Here is a 15,726-nt window from a genome sequence, read left to right as displayed (position 1 = left end):
GGCCTGTCTGCCTGATCGCGCTGCTCCTGGCGATGGCTCAGCAAGGCGCACAAGCCTCCCAGGACCTGACCGACCTGCCGCTGGAACAACTGATGAACGAGTCGAAGCTGATCGATGCGTCAATCGTCGGCGCTTCCAGATTCCGCCAGAGAGTCTCGACAACCCCTTCGGCGGTAACCGTCATCAGCCGCGAAGACATCCAGCAGTACGGGTGGCGCACCGTGGCCGAAGCGGTCCGCAGCGTGCCAGGCTTTTACGTCCATAGCGACCGCTCCTACAACTATATCGGGACGCGCGGCTTCGCCAGACCGCAAGACTACAACTCGCGCGTGCTGTTGTTGATCGACGGCCAGCGGACCAACGACGCCGTTTACGACACGGCCTACGTCGGTAGCGAGCAGTTGATCGATATCGATCTGGTCGAACGGATCGAGGTGGTACGCGGACCCGGCTCGTCGGTCTACGGCGGCAATGCGCTGTTTGGCGTGATCAACATCATCACCCGAACAGCGCAGCAAATCGACGGCGTCGAAATAGGTGCGGCCTATTCGAGTTTCAGCACGGTGTACGGCCGGGCCACTTATGGCAAGCGTCTCGACAACGGTGCCGAAATCGTCGCTTCGGTATCGGGAAGCGACAGTCAGGGTCCCGATCTCCGCTTTCCCGAGTTCGATATGCCCGAAACCAGCTTCGGTCGCACGTCCGGCACCGCCTTCGACCGCAGCAGCCGCTTCTATGCGCGCCTGTCTCAGCAAGGACTGACCCTGACGGCTGCCGGGAGCCAGCGGCAGAACGGCAACCCGGGTGCCGCGTATGGTGTCGTGTTCGACGACCCTGACAACAAGCAAACCGACCAGCAAGCCTACGCCAATCTGAGCTACACGCGCAGCCTCTCGCCCGACACCGAAGTTTCCGCGCGCCTGTTCTGGGGAGAATACCGCTTCGGCCTGAACGCGGTCTATGCCGGTGCGAACGCCGGCGAGCCAGAGGTACGCAATCACGATAGAGGCCTGGCCAGCTGGTGGGGCAGCGAGGCAAAGCTGGTGACGGCATGGTCGGAGCGCAACCAACTGGTCAGCGGCCTCGAATACCAGAGCAATTATCGCCAGAAACAGTGGACTTACGACGTGGCACCCTACCAATCCTTTCTCGATGACCGGCATCAGAGTGAGCGCAGCGGCGTCTTTTTGCAGAATGACTTTCAATGGACCGAGGCCTTCAAGGTGTCGCTTGGCGCACGCTACGACAAGGTCGGATCGGCAAGCGGCGAGCTCAGTCCGCGCCTTGGAGTGGTGTATCGCTGGTCGCAGCAGACCGTCTGGAAGCTCCTCTACGGATCGGCCTTCCGGCCGGGCAACGCCTTCGAAAAGTTCTACACCTTTCCTGGACAGCAAATCGCGAATAAGCAGTTGCAGCCAGAAAAGCTCAAGACTTGGGAGGCGGGCGTCGAACACTACCTCGGGAAACAGACGCGCTTGGCAGCGACCACCTACTACTACACCATGGAGAACCTGATCGAGCAGGTCACCGAGGCCGACAGCGGCCTGCTGCAGTATCAGAATGCCGGCAATGTCAAAGCTCAGGGCCTCGAATTCGAGGCCGAACATCAGTGGGACAACAGCGCGCGCATGCGCCTCAGCCTCGACCTGCTGAAGACGCAGAACGCGCAGGGCGAGCAACTGAGCAACTCTCCGCACGCCGTAGGCAAGTTCCTTGGCTCGCTGCCGCTGCCCTGGATGGGCCTGCGACTAGGTGTCGAGGGACAGTGGTTGTCGAGCCGCAAGACCGATGCCGACACCACCGTGCCGGGCTACGGTGTCGTCAACCTCACGCTGCTGCGGCCGATGGCCAGGGACGGCTGGCAGCTTTCCGCCTCGGTGTTCAACCTGCTCGACAGGAAGTTCGCCGACCCGGCGGCTCCGGATCTGGGCGTACCGATGCGCGATCGTTTCGTGCAGGACGGGCGCACCTTCAGAGTCAAAGCGGTCTACCGCTTCTGATCCGGAAACCCGCCATGCGCAAACTTCATTCCGGCCGACGGTCGGCTGCAAATGTCCGGCGCGCCGCCTTGGTGCTGGCTGCGGGGCTGGCAATGACCGGCGGTGGACTGGGCCAGGCGTCGGCACAGTCCCGAGCGACCGACGAAAGTGCTCTCAAGGCCGCGTTCGTCTACAACTTTGCCAAGTACACCGATTGGCCGGACGATGTCTGGAACAAGTCGCCAAAGCTGCGGCTATGCACGGCCGGTGAACGCGGCGGCTTCACGCAGACAGTGGCGGCACTCGAAGGCAAACCAGCGGTGCGTGGCAAGGAAGTCGAAGTGCGCCAGCTTTCCCGCCCCGAGGAGGCGGCAAACTGTCACATTCTGGTCATTGCCGGTCGCACGAAAATGGCCGAATGGACGCGCGGCGTGCGTTCGTTGCCGGTGCTCACGGTCGGCGACGGCGAAGGATTTGCGACGAACGCGGGCCTCATCGGCTTGTACGCCGAAGGCGAAAAACTCAAGTTTGAAGTCAATCAGGAAGCGGCTCACCGCGCCGGACTCAGGCTGAGCTCACAGTTGCTGAAACTGGCGCGACTGGTCAGAGACGAGCAAGGTGAAGGACGATGAAACCCGCTACGCAGATGCTCCGGGGTCCCCTCAGGCTGTCATCGGCCTTGCGGTGTCCGGGCGCTGCGCGACCAGCACCATGTCATCAGGGGAAATGCGGATATGCTTAGTTCTACTTTGTCAGATTGTCTTTCAATCTAATGCTGAGAGCATGGCGGCTTGCTTTCTGTAGGCGGATTCCATGGCTTTGTGCCGCCGTCGATGCCTATCGATGATGGATGCCGCGAGGTCTTCGTCGGTGACGATCTTGGTAGGCAGCCGATGGCGCATGATCTCTATCAAGTCACGGCAGGAGAGCAGTTCAGCCGTCTCGCGATGGGCCAGGCGCTCCTTGGCCAGGAACATGGTGGCGATCATGACCAGGGCCATGTGATGGTGCCACGCCTGCCAGCGGCGGACCTGATACTCGGCCATGCCGCAGGCGCTCTTGGCCTCTCGGAAGGACTGCTCGACGAAATGGCGCGCTCCCTGCATTTCCGCCAAGCGGCGCAAAGACGCCCTGGGCTTGGCATTGGACAGGCCGAATTTGAGTTTCGTCCCATCGAGTTCCCGTCGTACCAGGAGATGCCAACGGCTCGCCGACGGCGCCTCGCCGTCCCAGACCCACACCCGCTGGGTGAGATAGTCGGCCATCACCTCGCCCTTCTCGCCGTCACGGATCGACAGACGCCCCCAGGCGGATGCCGACTGCGTGGCTGCCCACGCGGCCACCGTCATGGGCACCGCCGTGGTCCGCAGCCGACGGGGCGCTCGACCCTTCGACGAACGACGAGCCGCCACCGCGGGTGCGGGATCCTGGAGATAGATCGCCTGATCCGAATGCACCTCAGCGAAGAAGATCTCTCCCTCGACATCCAGTTCCCCGAGCAGCCAGGGCAAGTGCCCGTAGCCGCCATCAAAGGCGACGAAAGAGAAGTGCAAGCCTTCCCGCCTCAGGCGAATTACCATGTCCAGAGCGATCTCGCCCTTGGTGCGGAACGTCTGCGCCTCCTCAGGCACCCCCACCGCCTCGCAACGTGTCGTATCTTTGGCCCACTTCTCCGGCAGATACAAGTCGGCATCCACCACGCTTGCTACGCCATCGCGCGTCACCGCCGCGAAGACGCCCACCTGACAGTTATCGACCTTCCCCAAGCGACCGTTCCACTGCCGCGCCACGCCCGCGGACATGTTTCCCTTCTTCCCGAACGCGCTCTCGTCCAGGAGTAGAGCGCTGGGATAGCCGAAGTGGGCGTTGGCATCGACCACCAGTTGCCGACGCACCGCGCGCCGATCCCAATTGGATTCGCTAAGCATATGATGCAGTGGCTGATAGCGGCTGTCGGATACGGTTTCCGCCATGCACTCCAGGTTACGGCGCGAACTCTGGAACAGCCCGTGCAGATACCGGCGCGCGGTGTCTTCTACCGAACGGGTCCGGCTTCGAAAGCAATGGAGATAGGGCGCGAAGTGCGAATCGAAGTGCTCGAGTGCCGAAGCGACCAGCGAAGATATGCTATCGACGTAATGGAGTTGACATTGTCATTTACAACTCCATGAATAGATTAAACAATCACGACGTATGGCATTCTAGCACATGACAAACGCAGATCACAGGAAGGCGAATACGAATCTGACAAAGTAGAATTAGCCACCCGCTCAAACAACTGCTGCGCAGCGGATCAATCGAGGAGAAGCTGCGGCGGATCAACCTGCTGACCACCGGCAGTGCGTTCCTGGTCGCCATTCTGTTGTTGACCACCTACGACTACCTGAACCTGAGCAGCGAATTGCTCGAAGACAGCCAGGTCAAAGCACAGCTGATTGGCCGCAACAGCGCCTCAGCGCTGGAATTCAACGACGCCAAAGCGGCTGGCGAAGTGCTGAACTCGCTCGAAGCGGACGCCCAGGTGCTGCACGCAGCATTATGGGACCAGGCTGGTCAGCGGCTGGCAGTCTATCGCTCGGCGGCGCAGTCGGCCGACGCGTTCATCAGCCACTCCAGCCACGGCCACGAGCTGGGCCTTGCCGTACTCGACGTCGCTCAGCCCGTGAGCGCCGATGGCAAGCCAATCGGCACCATCGCCCTTCGCCTTGATCTAAGCCAGCTCTACCAGCGCCTGGTCTGGCATGCACTGGCCTTTGCGCTGGTGATCCTGATTGCGCTGGCCTTGTCGCATCGCCTTCTGTCACGCTTGAACAGGACGATCACGGCGCCCGTTTCCAGCCTGGCAAACGTCATGGCCATGGTCTCGCGAAGAGGCGACTACGCGGCACGGGTCCCGATCGAGTCAAGCGACGAGATCGGCGACCTTGCCAAGGGCTTCAACGCCATGCTCGAAGAGATCGAGGATCGTAACCGCCACCTGGCAGCACACCGTCAAGAGCTGGAAGCTGAAGTGGAGTCACGCACGGCCGAGCTACGCAAGGCAAGAGACCTTGCCGAAGCCGGCAGCCGGGCGAAGAGCGAATTCCTGGCGACGATGAGCCACGAGATCCGCACACCGATGAACGGCATCCTCGGGATGACCGAACTGCTGCGCCACACGGCACTCAGCGCGCAGCAACAACGCTTCGCCGACGCCGTCTATCAATCGGGCGAGCATCTGCTTACGATCATCAACGACATTCTCGACTTCTCGAAGATCGAGGCCGGCAAGTTAGATATCGAGCACATCCACTTCAACCTCCGTCAACTGGTCGAGGACATCGGCTGCCTGTTTGCCCAACCCGCCGAGGCCAAGGGCCTTGAGATGGTCTGCAGCGTGCCCCATGATCTGCCGGTCGCGGTCAGCGGCGACCCGGTGCGCGTGCGCCAGATCCTGACCAACCTGGTGAACAACGCCGTCAAGTTCACCAGCCGCGGTGACGTCGTCCTCCGCGTCCGGCTGCTTGACGAAAGTCCCCAGCAGGCGCGTTTCCGCTTCGAGGTCAGGGATAGCGGCATCGGCATCAGCGAGGAAGCGCAGGCCCGGCTGTTCTGCGCCTTTGTCCAGGCCGACAGTTCGACGACCCGGCGGTTCGGCGGCAGCGGCCTCGGCCTGGCCATCGCCAAACGACTGGTCGAAATGATGCACGGGCAGATCGGCATGCACAGCGAGGCCGGCCGCGGCACCCTGTTCTGGTTCGAACTGCCGCTGCTCAAGCAGGACCCCGATGCGCGCTCGGTGGTGAACATGGCCGAGCGGCTCAGCGGGCTGCGCGTGCTGGTCGTCGATGACAACGCCACCAACCGCGAAATCCTGGCTCACCAGCTCGAAGGCTGGGCAATGCACTACACCGGTGCAGCCGACGGGCAGCAGGCGCTGCAGGAACTGCAGCAGACCGTGCTGCGACCTTTCGACCTGGCGATCCTCGATCTGCACATGCCCGGCATGGACGGCTTCGAGCTGGCGCGTGCGATCCGCTGTCATGCGCGCTGGGCCAAAATGCCGCTGGTCATGCTCTCGTCGGTCAGTGTCGGCGCCGATCATCCGGATCGACGGAGCGCGCCGATCGATTACTACCTGACCAAACCCGTACGTCAGTCCGACCTCTACGACGCGATCACCACGGCCATGGCGCACCAGCCGCTCACGCCGGCGAGAGCGCAGCCGCGATCAGCACCGTCGCTGGTCGCCGAGGACGTACCGGTCAGCCTCGGCGGGCGGGTGCTGGTTGCCGAGGACAACCCGGTCAATCAGCAGGTCGCAGGCGCCATGCTCGAATCGCTCGGGGTCGCCTGGAGCCTGGCCGATAACGGCAGGATCGCGCTCGATCGCTTGCTGCACGAGCCTTTTGACCTCATCCTGATGGATTGCCAGATGCCCGAAATGGACGGTTTCGAGACCACCGCGCAGATCCGCGACCGGCAGCGCGAGGGTCTGCTGCACCACCAGCTGCCAATCGTCGCGCTGACGGCCAACGCCGTCGAAGGCGACCGCGAGCGCTGCCTGGCGGCTGGGATGGATGACTACCTGAGCAAACCGTTTACCCGCGAGCTGCTGCTCGCCACCTTGGAACGCTGGTTGCCGCGGACGGACGCAGCGCCGGTGGCCACCAGGCCCATTCCCTCGGCTGCCGGCTCGGCGCAAGCTCACGACGCCCCAGTGGCCGCGATCGACGAGCCGATCAATCCGCGGGCCCTCGATGCCATTCGCCATCTGCCCGGACCCAATGGTGCATTGCTGGTCGAGAAAGTGATCGGTGCTTTTCTCGCTGATACCCCGCCGCGCTTCGCGCAACTGCAGTCGGCGGTCAATGCCGGCAATGCCGAAGCCTTGCGCAAAGCCGCGCATGCGCTCAAGTCGAGCAGTGCCAACGTCGGCGCAGAGCATCTGGCAGGGCTGTGCAAGGAACTCGAAGCGGTCGGCCGCAAGGCCACCGTCGACGGCGCAAGGACTCTGCTGATGGATGTAGAATCCGAGTTGCCCCGCGTGCTCGCGACGCTGCAAACCATGACCAACCGGAGTTCCAACCATGCGATCGCCTGAGTCATCCCGACGGCCTGTTGTGCTGATCGTCGACGACGACCACGTGATGCGCCTGCTGGAACAGGAAACGCTGGGCCAGTTCGAGTTCGACGTGCGGGAAGCAGTGGATGGCGAAGAAGCGCTCCAACGGCTGGGCGAATTTGTCCCGGACCTGGTGCTGCTCGATGTCGATATGCCCGGTATCGACGGCTTCGAGGTCTGCCGGCACATCCGCAAGCGCTGGGACATGACCGACATGCCGTTGATCATGGTCACCGGCATGGACGATCTGGAGTCAATCAACGAGGCCTACGAGTCAGGCGCCAATGACTTCATCTCGAAACCCATCAACTGGCCGATTCTCGGGCACCGGGCTCGCTATGTACTGCGCTCGGCGCAGGCGGCGCGCGAGTTGCGTGATCTGGAGGAAAAGCAGGCAGCGATCGTACAAGCGATGCCCGACATGATTTTCCTGCTCGACTGGCAAGGAACCTACCTGGACTACAAGGCGGGTTACGGCAGCGCGCCCTACGTCGGGACCCGCGAGGTCATCAATCGACATGTGTCAGAGGTCCTGCCAGCCGAAGTTGCCGACCTTCTGCTGCACGCCATCGAACGCGCTTTGCAGCGCGGTCAGCTGCAATCAGTGGTATACAAGCTGCCAATGCCGGACGGCATCCATCATTACGAGGCGCGGGTCGCGCCGAGCGGGGTAGACAAGGTCGTCGTCGTGGTCCGCGACATCACCCTGCAGAAGCTCAGCGAGGGGAAAATTCGGCGCCTGGCGTACTTCGACACGCTCACCGGCATGCCGAATCGCCAGAATTTCCTCGAACACCTCGACAGTGAGCTGTTGCGCGCACGTCGGGAGCATCACCAGGTCGCCCTCCTGTTCCTCGATCTCGACGACTTCAAGCGCGTCAACGACACCCTCGGCCACACCGCCGGCGATTACCTGTTGCATGCGGTCGCCGACCGCCTCAAGGAGAAGCTGCGTGGCAGCGACTTCATCGCCCGGCCGGCGCTGGACGAAACGGGCGTACACTTCGCGCGGCTGGGCGGCGACGAGTTCACGGTCGTGCTCCCCGATATCGATGACGCACAGGTAGTCAAGTTGATCGCCGGGCGTATGCAATCGCTGCTCAGCCGTCCATTCCAGATCGGCGAGCAGGAGGTCACGGTCACCGCCAGCATCGGCATTGCCAGCTTCCCCGACGATGGGGATGACGCCGCTACCTTGCTCAAGCACGCGGATACGGCGATGTATCACGCCAAGGCCCAGGGCCGCAACAACTGGCAGATCTACGACAGGACGCTGACCAGCGACGCAGTCAAGCGCCTAGCGCTGGAGAACGACCTGCGCAAGGGGCTTCAGCGCGACGAATTCCGCCTTGTCTACCAGCCACAGGTTCTGGCAGAAAGCGGTGCGATCGTCGGTGTCGAGGCACTGATCCGCTGGCAGCATCCCGAACGCGGCCTGGTATCACCTGGCGACTTCATACCGGTTGCAGAGGAAAGCGGCCTGATAATCCCGATGGGCGAATGGGTCATCCAGACTGCCTGCCGCCAGGTCATGGCGTGGCAGCAGCGTGGCGTGACCACACCCCGGGTGGCGGTGAATGTGTCGGCGCGCCAGGTGCGTACCTCGGACTTCATCGGCAGAGTCGCGGCGATCATTGAAGAGACCGGTATCGACGCCAACCAGCTCGAACTGGAACTGACCGAGAGCATCCTGATGGACACGGACCCCCGCCGTATCGAGGGGCTTGCGCGTCTGCGGGCGCAAGGGGTGCATTTCTCGATTGACGACTTTGGCACCGGCTACTCGTCGCTGTCCTACGTCAAGCGATTTCCGATCAGCATGCTGAAGATCGATCAGAGCTTTGTCCGCGGTCTGCCGGGGAATGTCAACGATGTCGGAATCATCACCGCGATCATCGCCATGGCTCACAGCCTTGATCTGGAAGTGATTGCCGAGGGCGTGGAAAATCGCGCACAGGCCGATTACCTGCAGCAAGCCAAGTGTGGCAAGCTACAGGGCTATCTGTTCAGCCGGCCGCTGCCACCCGATGAAGCCGAGTGCCTGCTGCGCCAGGGCCGCATTGCTCTGCCGCAACCGGCACCTGACGGATGATCAGGCGGGATGGGGATCTGAGTCACACGAACAAGAACAGGTACATCAAAGACGGAGACCAGAAGATGAGGTATCGCCACAGCACCGCGCAGAGCGCCGAGTACCTGCGACTCGCGTTGAAGCGCATGGCCCAACAGGAAGCCGGCCTGCATCCGGCGAGCTATGCCATCTGGTACGAGTACGTGGCAGGCATCAACCCGGCCCTACAGGCCGAAATTGATGCCTTGCTCATCGGTAATGCGCGCCTGAACGACGAAACCACCTATACCCTTTATGGCCGGTACGTCGCGGACTTCGATGCGAAAACAGCCCTGCGCATTGGTGACAGTGTCAGCCATCTCGTCGACCAGGTGTCCGAAACGGCGGCACAGGCCGGCGATCAGGCGTCCCGCTTCGGCAATTCCCTGGAGCGGTGGAGCGACGCGCTGGTACGCCCGCCCGGCACCACCGGGCCGCTGGCGCCCGGCGTCGAGGACATCCTGCGCGGCACAAGGGAAATGCAGGGGGCCATCAGCGCGTTGCAGGCGCGACTCGAGGAAAGCACGCACGAAGCGCAGCAACTCAGGCACGAGGTCGCGCGCGCGCGCGAGGAGGCGCTGGTCGATGCCCTGACCGGATTGAGCAATCGCAAGGGCTTCGATCTGGCACTGGCAGCGTGTCTGGAGCAGACAAACCCGGAAATGCCCGGACCCTGCTTGTTGATGATTGACCTCGACCACTTCAAACGGCTCAACGACACCCTGGGGCACGTTTTTGGCGACCGAGTCCTGACCAGCATCGGCCAGACCCTGCGGGCAAACGTCAAGGGCAAGGACACAGCAGCACGCTATGGCGGCGAAGAGTTCGCCGTGATTCTGCCGCAAACACCACGCGGCGGTGCCGTTGGCCTGGCCGAGGCGTTGCGTGCGATGGTCGCCGCCAGCCGGGTCAAACGCAGCGGCGACAAGGAAGCCCTGATCGGCAACATCACGGTTTCGATCGGTGTCGCCGACTATTCTGCCGGAGAGTCCGCCATGGACTTCGTCAACCGCGCAGATCGAGCGCTCTACGCCGCCAAGATGCAGGGGCGCAATCGGGTCAGCCTCGCCCAGCGCCCGCAGTCGGAGTGCGCCAAGTGAAGGATAGAACGGGACACTTTCGTCGTGGCTGACAGCGACTCGATCGACCAGCTAGCCAGGGATTCTCTGATCCCGATGACGGGCCTGCTGTCGCTGCTGATGCCGGGCAGCGCAACGGTCGGTTTCGCCATCAAGGGACTTGACGGGCGCTACCGTCTGGCCAACCGGACGATTGAACGACTGCTGTGCGGCGATGGCGAACGTCTTGCCGGAAAATCGGAAGAGGATCTGCTGCCGCTGGCTACCTGCCGGCTGCTCGCCGAATCCGACCGGCGCATCATTGCCGGCGAGACAGCGGCGTCGGTCGAGATCGATCTCGCGGTCCATGGTCAGAACAGCCAATGCCTGTGGCTCAAGCTGCCAGTCCTTGGAGTTGACCGTAAGCTGCAGGCGATTGCCTCCTTGATTGACGAAGCGTCGCCGCAGCCAGGTTTCATGGCCATGCAGCAGACACTCGCTCGCCTGCAGCAGAGCAATCGGGAACTGCAGCAGACTGTGGCTGAACTGGAACAGGTGGCCAGCACCGACAAGCTGACCGGCGCCTGGAACCGGCACCGTCTGGAAGAGGGCGTGCGCAGTGAAATGGATCGCCTGAACAGGTATCAACACCCGCTGAGCCTGCTGATCCTCGACATCGACTGCTTCAAGCCGATCAACGACCAGCACGGTCATGCGGCTGGCGACGCCGTTCTGAAGCGCCTGACGACGCTGCTGCAGGCAAAGCTGCGCAGCGCGGATTCGCTGGCCCGCTGGGGCGGTGAGGAATTCGTCATCCTGTGCCCCAACACCGGACGCTCGACGGCCGCAATGCTTGCCGAACGGCTGCGCCGCGAGGTCGCCATGGCGAAGTTTCCGGAAGCAGGAGCGGTCACGGTGAGCATCGGGGTCGCCGAATGCGAGCCCGGCGAGAGCTGGGAGCAGTGGTTTGAGCGCGCCGACGAAGCGCTCTACCGGGCCAAGACCGGGGGCCGCAACCAGGTCCAGGCGGCACCGGAAACGCCGCAGCGCGCCGGCCCGGAACAGTACGTGGTCGCGAACTTCGTTCAACTGGTCTGGCACCCGGCGTATGAATGCGGCAATGAACTGGTCGATCGAGGTCACCGCCAGCTTTTCGCGGACGCCAACGAACTGCTGTCGGCAATCCTCTCCGAGCATACCGCGGAACAGGTAAACGCGATTGTCGATCGCCTCGTCGCCGACATCCTGCAGCACTTCTGCGACGAGGAGACGGTAATCGTCGACGCCGGCTTCCCTGCCGCCGCAGAGCACATCGTCCTGCACCGCGCGCTGGTCGATCAGGCACTGAAACTGACCGGGGCGTACCGCACCGGCACGAAGGGGGTCGGTGACGTGTTTCAGTTTCTCGCCTATGACGTGGTCACCAAACACATGCTGGGCGCAGACCGCGTGTTCTTCGACACACTGCGACCACAAGCTGCGGCCGCGGGCCGGCCAGGCAAGCGGCTATCAACCCGGAGCAAGCCGCCGCAACGTCAAAGCACTCCGGCAATGCCAGACCCGCTGGCGTGAGCAGCGAGCCGGGGCACGACAGGACGAGCGCGCCCATGCGCCAAGTAGCCGCAGGAAAGAAAACCGGGCCATACGGCCCGGTTGCCAGACGGGGAAAATCCTCCGACGCCTACTTGCTGACCGCCGCCTTGGCCTTGTCGGCAGCCTCCTTGGTGGCATCCGCCGCTTCCTTGGTGGCATCGGCGGCCTTGACGACCATTTCCTTGCCAGCCTCCTTGGTCGCGGCCATGGCGTCCTTGCCGGCCTCCTTAGTGGCTTCGGCAGCGGCACCTACCGCTTCGCCGGCCTTCTTGGCCGCTTCGTCGGCTTTCTGCTTCGCTTCGCTGGCGAGTCGCGCGGCTTCGGCTTTGGCGGCCTCCGCTTTCTTGGCGTCCTCGCCACAAGCAGCAAGGCCGATTGCCAGGAAGGCGGAAACAACGAGCAGGCGGATTTTCATGATTTTGAACTCCAGTACGGGGATTGATCGGAGAAATGCCAACCACTGCATGGTCGGACAACTCTTCACGGAAAGCCCGGCCACGATCGACCGCTGGTTTGACAGCGGGCTCGCGACCACCTCCGCGAATGCGGACTATCACAACACATTTGCCGGCACGAGTAAACCGACTGCCCGGCGACAGTCACCGCGACGCTCATCGCCGACCGGCCGACCAGGCCATGTCGCTGCGACCACAGACCGCGGCAGCAACTGCCAACGTTGGCTGCAAGGATCTGCATGACTCCCGGTCATCACCCCCTTGACCCAGCGCTGCGCGCCGCCTTGAGCACGGTCATCGGCGGTGACCGGAATCCGGCGGCAGCGATCGACTCGGCGACCGAGATCGGCGGCGGTTCGATCTCGCGCGCGCTCCTCGTCGAAAGTGCCGGACAGCGCTGCTTCGTCAAGCTGAATGACGCCAGCCTGGCCGGGATGTTCGCCGCCGAGGCCGACGGTCTGGGGGCACTGGCTGCCTGTTCGGCGCTGCGCGTACCGCGCGTCTTCGGACACGGCATCTGCGGCCGGCAGGCCTACCTGGTGCTTGAGTATCTCCCCCTGCAACCCTTGCGCGAACGCCGCCATGGCAGCGAAGCCGGACGCTCGCTGGCCGCACTGCACCGCATTCGGGGCCCTCAGTTCGGCTGGCAGCACGACAACTTCATCGGCAGCAGCCCGCAGTACAACAAGCAGCAGCGGACCTGGGCCCTGTTCTTCGCCCGCCAGCGACTCCTGCCACAGCTCGCAATGGCACGGCGCCAGGGTCAACACGGCAAGCTGATCGCCAACGGCGAGCGGCTGGCGGAGAAGGTGCCGGCGCTGTTCGTCGACCATCAGCCGCAGCCGAGCCTGTTGCACGGCGATCTGTGGTCCGGTAACGCCGCGGTCGATGAAGCGGGAACCCTGACACTGTTCGATCCGGCGGTCTATTTCGGCGATCGCGAGGCGGATCTGGCGATGACCGAACTGTTCGGCGGTTTTCCCGACAGCTTTTACGCCGCCTACCGCGAGGCCTGGCCGGTGGCCGATGGTTTTGAACAGCGCAAACTGCTGTACAACCTTTACCATGTACTCAACCACCTGAACCTGTTCGGCAGTGGCTATCTGCACCAGGCCGAGCGGATGATCGCCAGGCTGCTGGCAGAGATCGGCGGCTGACGACAGTGCCGAATGACCGCCCGCCACGCAGTCGCTTTCCGGAGGATCCGATGGACGTCGCAACCAGGGAAGTTGAGCAGCGGGTCAGTCATTTTCGCCAGATTCTCTTGTGGCCACTGCAGTTGATGCCGCTACCCGAAGACAGCCCTTTCCAGCATCACTATCAGCTACTGGAACAGAAGACGCCGGACAATCCGTGGGGCGAATTGGCCGACGAATTCTGCGGCGACCCTGAACAGTTCCACGAGCGCCATTACAGCGAGTTCGTCACTTTCCTGCCTTACGTGCAACGCTTCCTCTACGGCGAGAAGGGGGGCGAGGAGACTGACCCCCGCTATGGCGAATCACCGATCCGCATCTTCCGCCGTCAGGATGTGGCGAAGGTGCGCATGACCTTCAAGGAAAGTGAAACGCCACTCAGCTTCGACATCGTCCACCTCGATCTCTATTTCTTCTACGATATCGACGTGGTCATCCTGGTTGTCGAGATCGCAGCCGACAATCTCGGCCTGCGGCAGGTCCAGGACACCCTTTACCGCTTTGGCCGGGCTTACCCACCGTATTGGGACGAGGACGGCAGCGGTGGCCACTGCCTCAGGTGCGCCGAATGGATGGCGGCGGACGGCGCGGTGCTGGCGGTCTCCGATTACGAGAAACGCAGTAAGTATCTGTCTTTCGTCAGCCGCTTCCGCGCGCCGTGCATCTCGTCGCACTGGGAATTCCTGTTGCGACCGCTGGTCCTCCACCACTCCGACGAGGACGGCCCGGTCCGCTACCGGCAAATCGAGTATCACCGCATGCCGCTGCTCGCCTACCTGGCAATGGACGATCCGCGCAGCCTGAGTCGCGGCGACTTTGCCCGCCTGGTACTGGTCAGCGGGCCGGGAAAGAGCGGCTCGCTGCCCTACTCCGACCAGCACCTCGAAGGCTTCGAGACGCGCTTCTGCTACGACCGCTATTGGCATCCGCAAGCCGACCAGCCCGGCACCCGGCTGCTCTCCTGCGGCCACGCCTTTGTCATGGTCGGCAGCGCCCATGATGCCTATTTCACAGGGCTGGAGAACGGTCTGCTCGGGCAGTTTCGCCACCAGTTCTTCCTCCTGGCACTGATTCCGCATTTCCACAAGGCGGCTTTGCTGATGCTCTCCGATCGTCTGGTCACGGCACTCAACCGGCTGGAGATCGGCAATGCCGAAGCGGTCAAGCAGTTCAAGCGGGCAATTCGCGAGATCCTCGAGGTCTTCCTGCGCTTTACCCACCGCTACTGGTTCTACGAGATCTCCGACCAGGCGCAGGCGCGGGCCCTCTTCAGCATGACCCGCGAGCACCTGGGAACCGAGAGGGTGTATACCGAACTGCGTGAGGAAATCCAGGACATGAGCCAGTACCTCGACAGCGACAGCCTGCGCCGGCAGGCCAACACGGTCGTCCGGCTGACCGTGGTGACCACCGCTGGCCTGATCGCGACCATCAGCACCGGTTTTCTCGGCATGAATCTGATCGATGCTGCACAGGACCCCCTGCCCGACCGGCTGCTTTTTTTCGCGCTCGTCTTCCTGCCCTCCGCCTTGCTCACCGGTTTCGCCATCGTCAAGTCGAAGCGGCTGTCGGACTTCCTCGAAGCGCTCTCCGACGAACGCCTGTCGCAGCGTGACAAACTCGCCACCCTCGTCGCCGTCTGGCGAAAGAAGCGCCCGCCGGGCCCGGGGTGACCCAGTATGAATGCTTTGTTGCCACCAGAGGTGTAGATTGCAGCTCGCGCCAGGCCGTTTCGATTATCGCCTGAAGGTCACCACGGGGAGCACCAGCCGATGGTGACTTTGGACGCAGGCAAGGCCTTGGCCTTGACGCAAGTCGGATCCAGGATGCTCTTGGCGTGCATAATGGGCAGCGACATGAGTGACCAATCGATAACCACCATTCCCGCGCGGGCCCAGACGCTCACGGTGCTCCGTTACATGAGCCCGCGGGAGCCCATCCTGATGCTTCCCGGCGAGGAAGATGGTTACGGCACTCGCTGGACGCTGAGTGGTCAGCAGGTCCAACCTGCTATCGCGCAGTACCTCATGTCTCGAGGTTTGATTGCCGAGACCGGGCGGACCGAACTCGGCGCCCGCAAGCTCACACTCACCACCGCAGGCCTACGCGTTCGGGAGGATGGCATCCACTGGTGGTCGGGACTGAGCCTGATCGAGAAGCTGAGGGTCATCATTTTCGGGTGAACAGGGCCGCCTGAAGGACCAAGGCCCGCCTTGCGGCGGGCCTTGGGT

Annotated in this window: 11 protein-coding genes; 9 read left to right on the top strand and 2 right to left on the bottom strand. The window is 63.0% G+C overall.

Translation table 11 applies throughout. From position 1 onward, the window contains the following. Together V5B44_RS26120 and V5B44_RS26115 are read left to right on the top strand one after the other, a co-directional pair. On the top strand, window positions 1-2,000 hold a 2,000-nt coding region (locus V5B44_RS26120; RefSeq protein ID WP_332362250.1), incomplete at its 5' end, for a TonB-dependent receptor plug domain-containing protein. Between the two features lie 14 nt (window positions 2,001-2,014). Further along, on the top strand, window positions 2,015-2,611 hold the full coding sequence (locus tag V5B44_RS26115) for a YfiR family protein (protein ID WP_332362248.1): 597 nt from the start codon (window positions 2,015-2,017) through the stop codon (window positions 2,609-2,611). A gap of 132 nt (window positions 2,612-2,743) precedes the next feature. On the opposite strand, the gene V5B44_RS26110 is transcribed toward V5B44_RS26115, so the two are convergent. Further along, entirely contained in the window at window positions 2,744-4,096 is a 1,353-nt protein-coding gene (locus V5B44_RS26110; RefSeq protein ID WP_332361324.1) for an IS701 family transposase, read from the bottom strand. 245 nt (window positions 4,097-4,341) lie between these two features. Between V5B44_RS26110 and V5B44_RS26105 the strand changes: the two genes are divergently transcribed. The 4 genes from V5B44_RS26105 to V5B44_RS26090 all read left to right on the top strand — a co-directional run bounded on the left by V5B44_RS26105 (window position 4,342) and on the right by V5B44_RS26090 (window position 11,823). After that, entirely contained in the window at window positions 4,342-7,062 is a 2,721-nt protein-coding gene (locus tag V5B44_RS26105) for a response regulator (RefSeq protein ID WP_332362246.1), read from the top strand. Further along, window positions 7,049-9,175 carry a putative bifunctional diguanylate cyclase/phosphodiesterase gene (locus V5B44_RS26100; protein WP_332362244.1) on the top strand — a complete coding sequence of 709 codons (2,127 nt, stop codon included), beginning with the start codon at window positions 7,049-7,051 and terminating at the stop codon, window positions 9,173-9,175. Before V5B44_RS26105 ends, V5B44_RS26100 begins: the two co-directional genes overlap by 14 nt. Before the next feature lie 65 nt (window positions 9,176-9,240). Further along, entirely contained in the window at window positions 9,241-10,293 is a 1,053-nt protein-coding gene (locus V5B44_RS26095) for a GGDEF domain-containing protein (RefSeq protein WP_332362242.1), read from the top strand. 24 nt (window positions 10,294-10,317) lie between these two features. Next, window positions 10,318-11,823, top strand: a complete 1,506-nt coding sequence (locus V5B44_RS26090) for a diguanylate cyclase (protein WP_332362240.1) — start codon at window positions 10,318-10,320, stop codon at window positions 11,821-11,823. Window positions 11,824-11,932: 109 nt separating this feature from the next. Here the strand turns inward: V5B44_RS26090 and V5B44_RS26085 are convergent, their stop codons facing one another. Then, window positions 11,933-12,259 carry a hypothetical protein gene (locus V5B44_RS26085; RefSeq protein ID WP_332361583.1) on the bottom strand — a complete coding sequence of 109 codons (327 nt, stop codon included), beginning with the start codon at window positions 12,257-12,259 and terminating at the stop codon, window positions 11,933-11,935. A 279-nt stretch (window positions 12,260-12,538) separates the two neighbouring features. Here V5B44_RS26085 and V5B44_RS26080 point away from each other — a divergent pair, with 279 nt between their 5' ends. The 3 genes from V5B44_RS26080 to V5B44_RS26070 all read left to right on the top strand — a co-directional run bounded on the left by V5B44_RS26080 (window position 12,539) and on the right by V5B44_RS26070 (window position 15,678). Next, window positions 12,539-13,456, top strand: a complete 918-nt coding sequence (locus V5B44_RS26080) for a fructosamine kinase family protein (RefSeq protein WP_332361581.1) — start codon at window positions 12,539-12,541, stop codon at window positions 13,454-13,456. A gap of 50 nt (window positions 13,457-13,506) precedes the next feature. Then, window positions 13,507-15,168: a hypothetical protein gene (locus V5B44_RS26075; protein WP_332361579.1), complete on the top strand. Its 1,662-nt coding sequence runs from the start codon at window positions 13,507-13,509 to the stop codon at window positions 15,166-15,168. Between the two features lie 171 nt (window positions 15,169-15,339). After that, window positions 15,340-15,678: a hypothetical protein gene (locus V5B44_RS26070; protein ID WP_332361577.1), complete on the top strand. Its 339-nt coding sequence runs from the start codon at window positions 15,340-15,342 to the stop codon at window positions 15,676-15,678. Window positions 15,679-15,726: the final 48 nt, after the last annotated feature.

This window comes from Candidatus Accumulibacter necessarius (assembly GCF_036625085.1).
This window is presented reverse-complemented; position numbering and strand designations above follow the sequence as displayed.

Excerpts from the sequence above, each read along its gene's own strand:
- V5B44_RS26115 (WP_332362248.1), top strand. The coding sequence starts at position 2,015 with ATGCGCAAACTTCATTCCGGCCGACGGTCGGCTGCAAATGTCCGGCGC.
- V5B44_RS26100 (WP_332362244.1), top strand. The coding sequence starts at position 7,049 with ATGCGATCGCCTGAGTCATCCCGACGGCCTGTTGTGCTGATCGTCGAC.
- V5B44_RS26095 (WP_332362242.1), top strand. The coding sequence starts at position 9,241 with ATGAGGTATCGCCACAGCACCGCGCAGAGCGCCGAGTACCTGCGACTC.
- V5B44_RS26085 (WP_332361583.1), bottom strand. The coding sequence starts at position 12,259 with ATGAAAATCCGCCTGCTCGTTGTTTCCGCCTTCCTGGCAATCGGCCTT.
- V5B44_RS26080 (WP_332361581.1), top strand. The coding sequence starts at position 12,539 with ATGACTCCCGGTCATCACCCCCTTGACCCAGCGCTGCGCGCCGCCTTG.
- V5B44_RS26075 (WP_332361579.1), top strand. The coding sequence starts at position 13,507 with ATGGACGTCGCAACCAGGGAAGTTGAGCAGCGGGTCAGTCATTTTCGC.
- V5B44_RS26070 (WP_332361577.1), top strand. The coding sequence starts at position 15,340 with ATGGGCAGCGACATGAGTGACCAATCGATAACCACCATTCCCGCGCGG.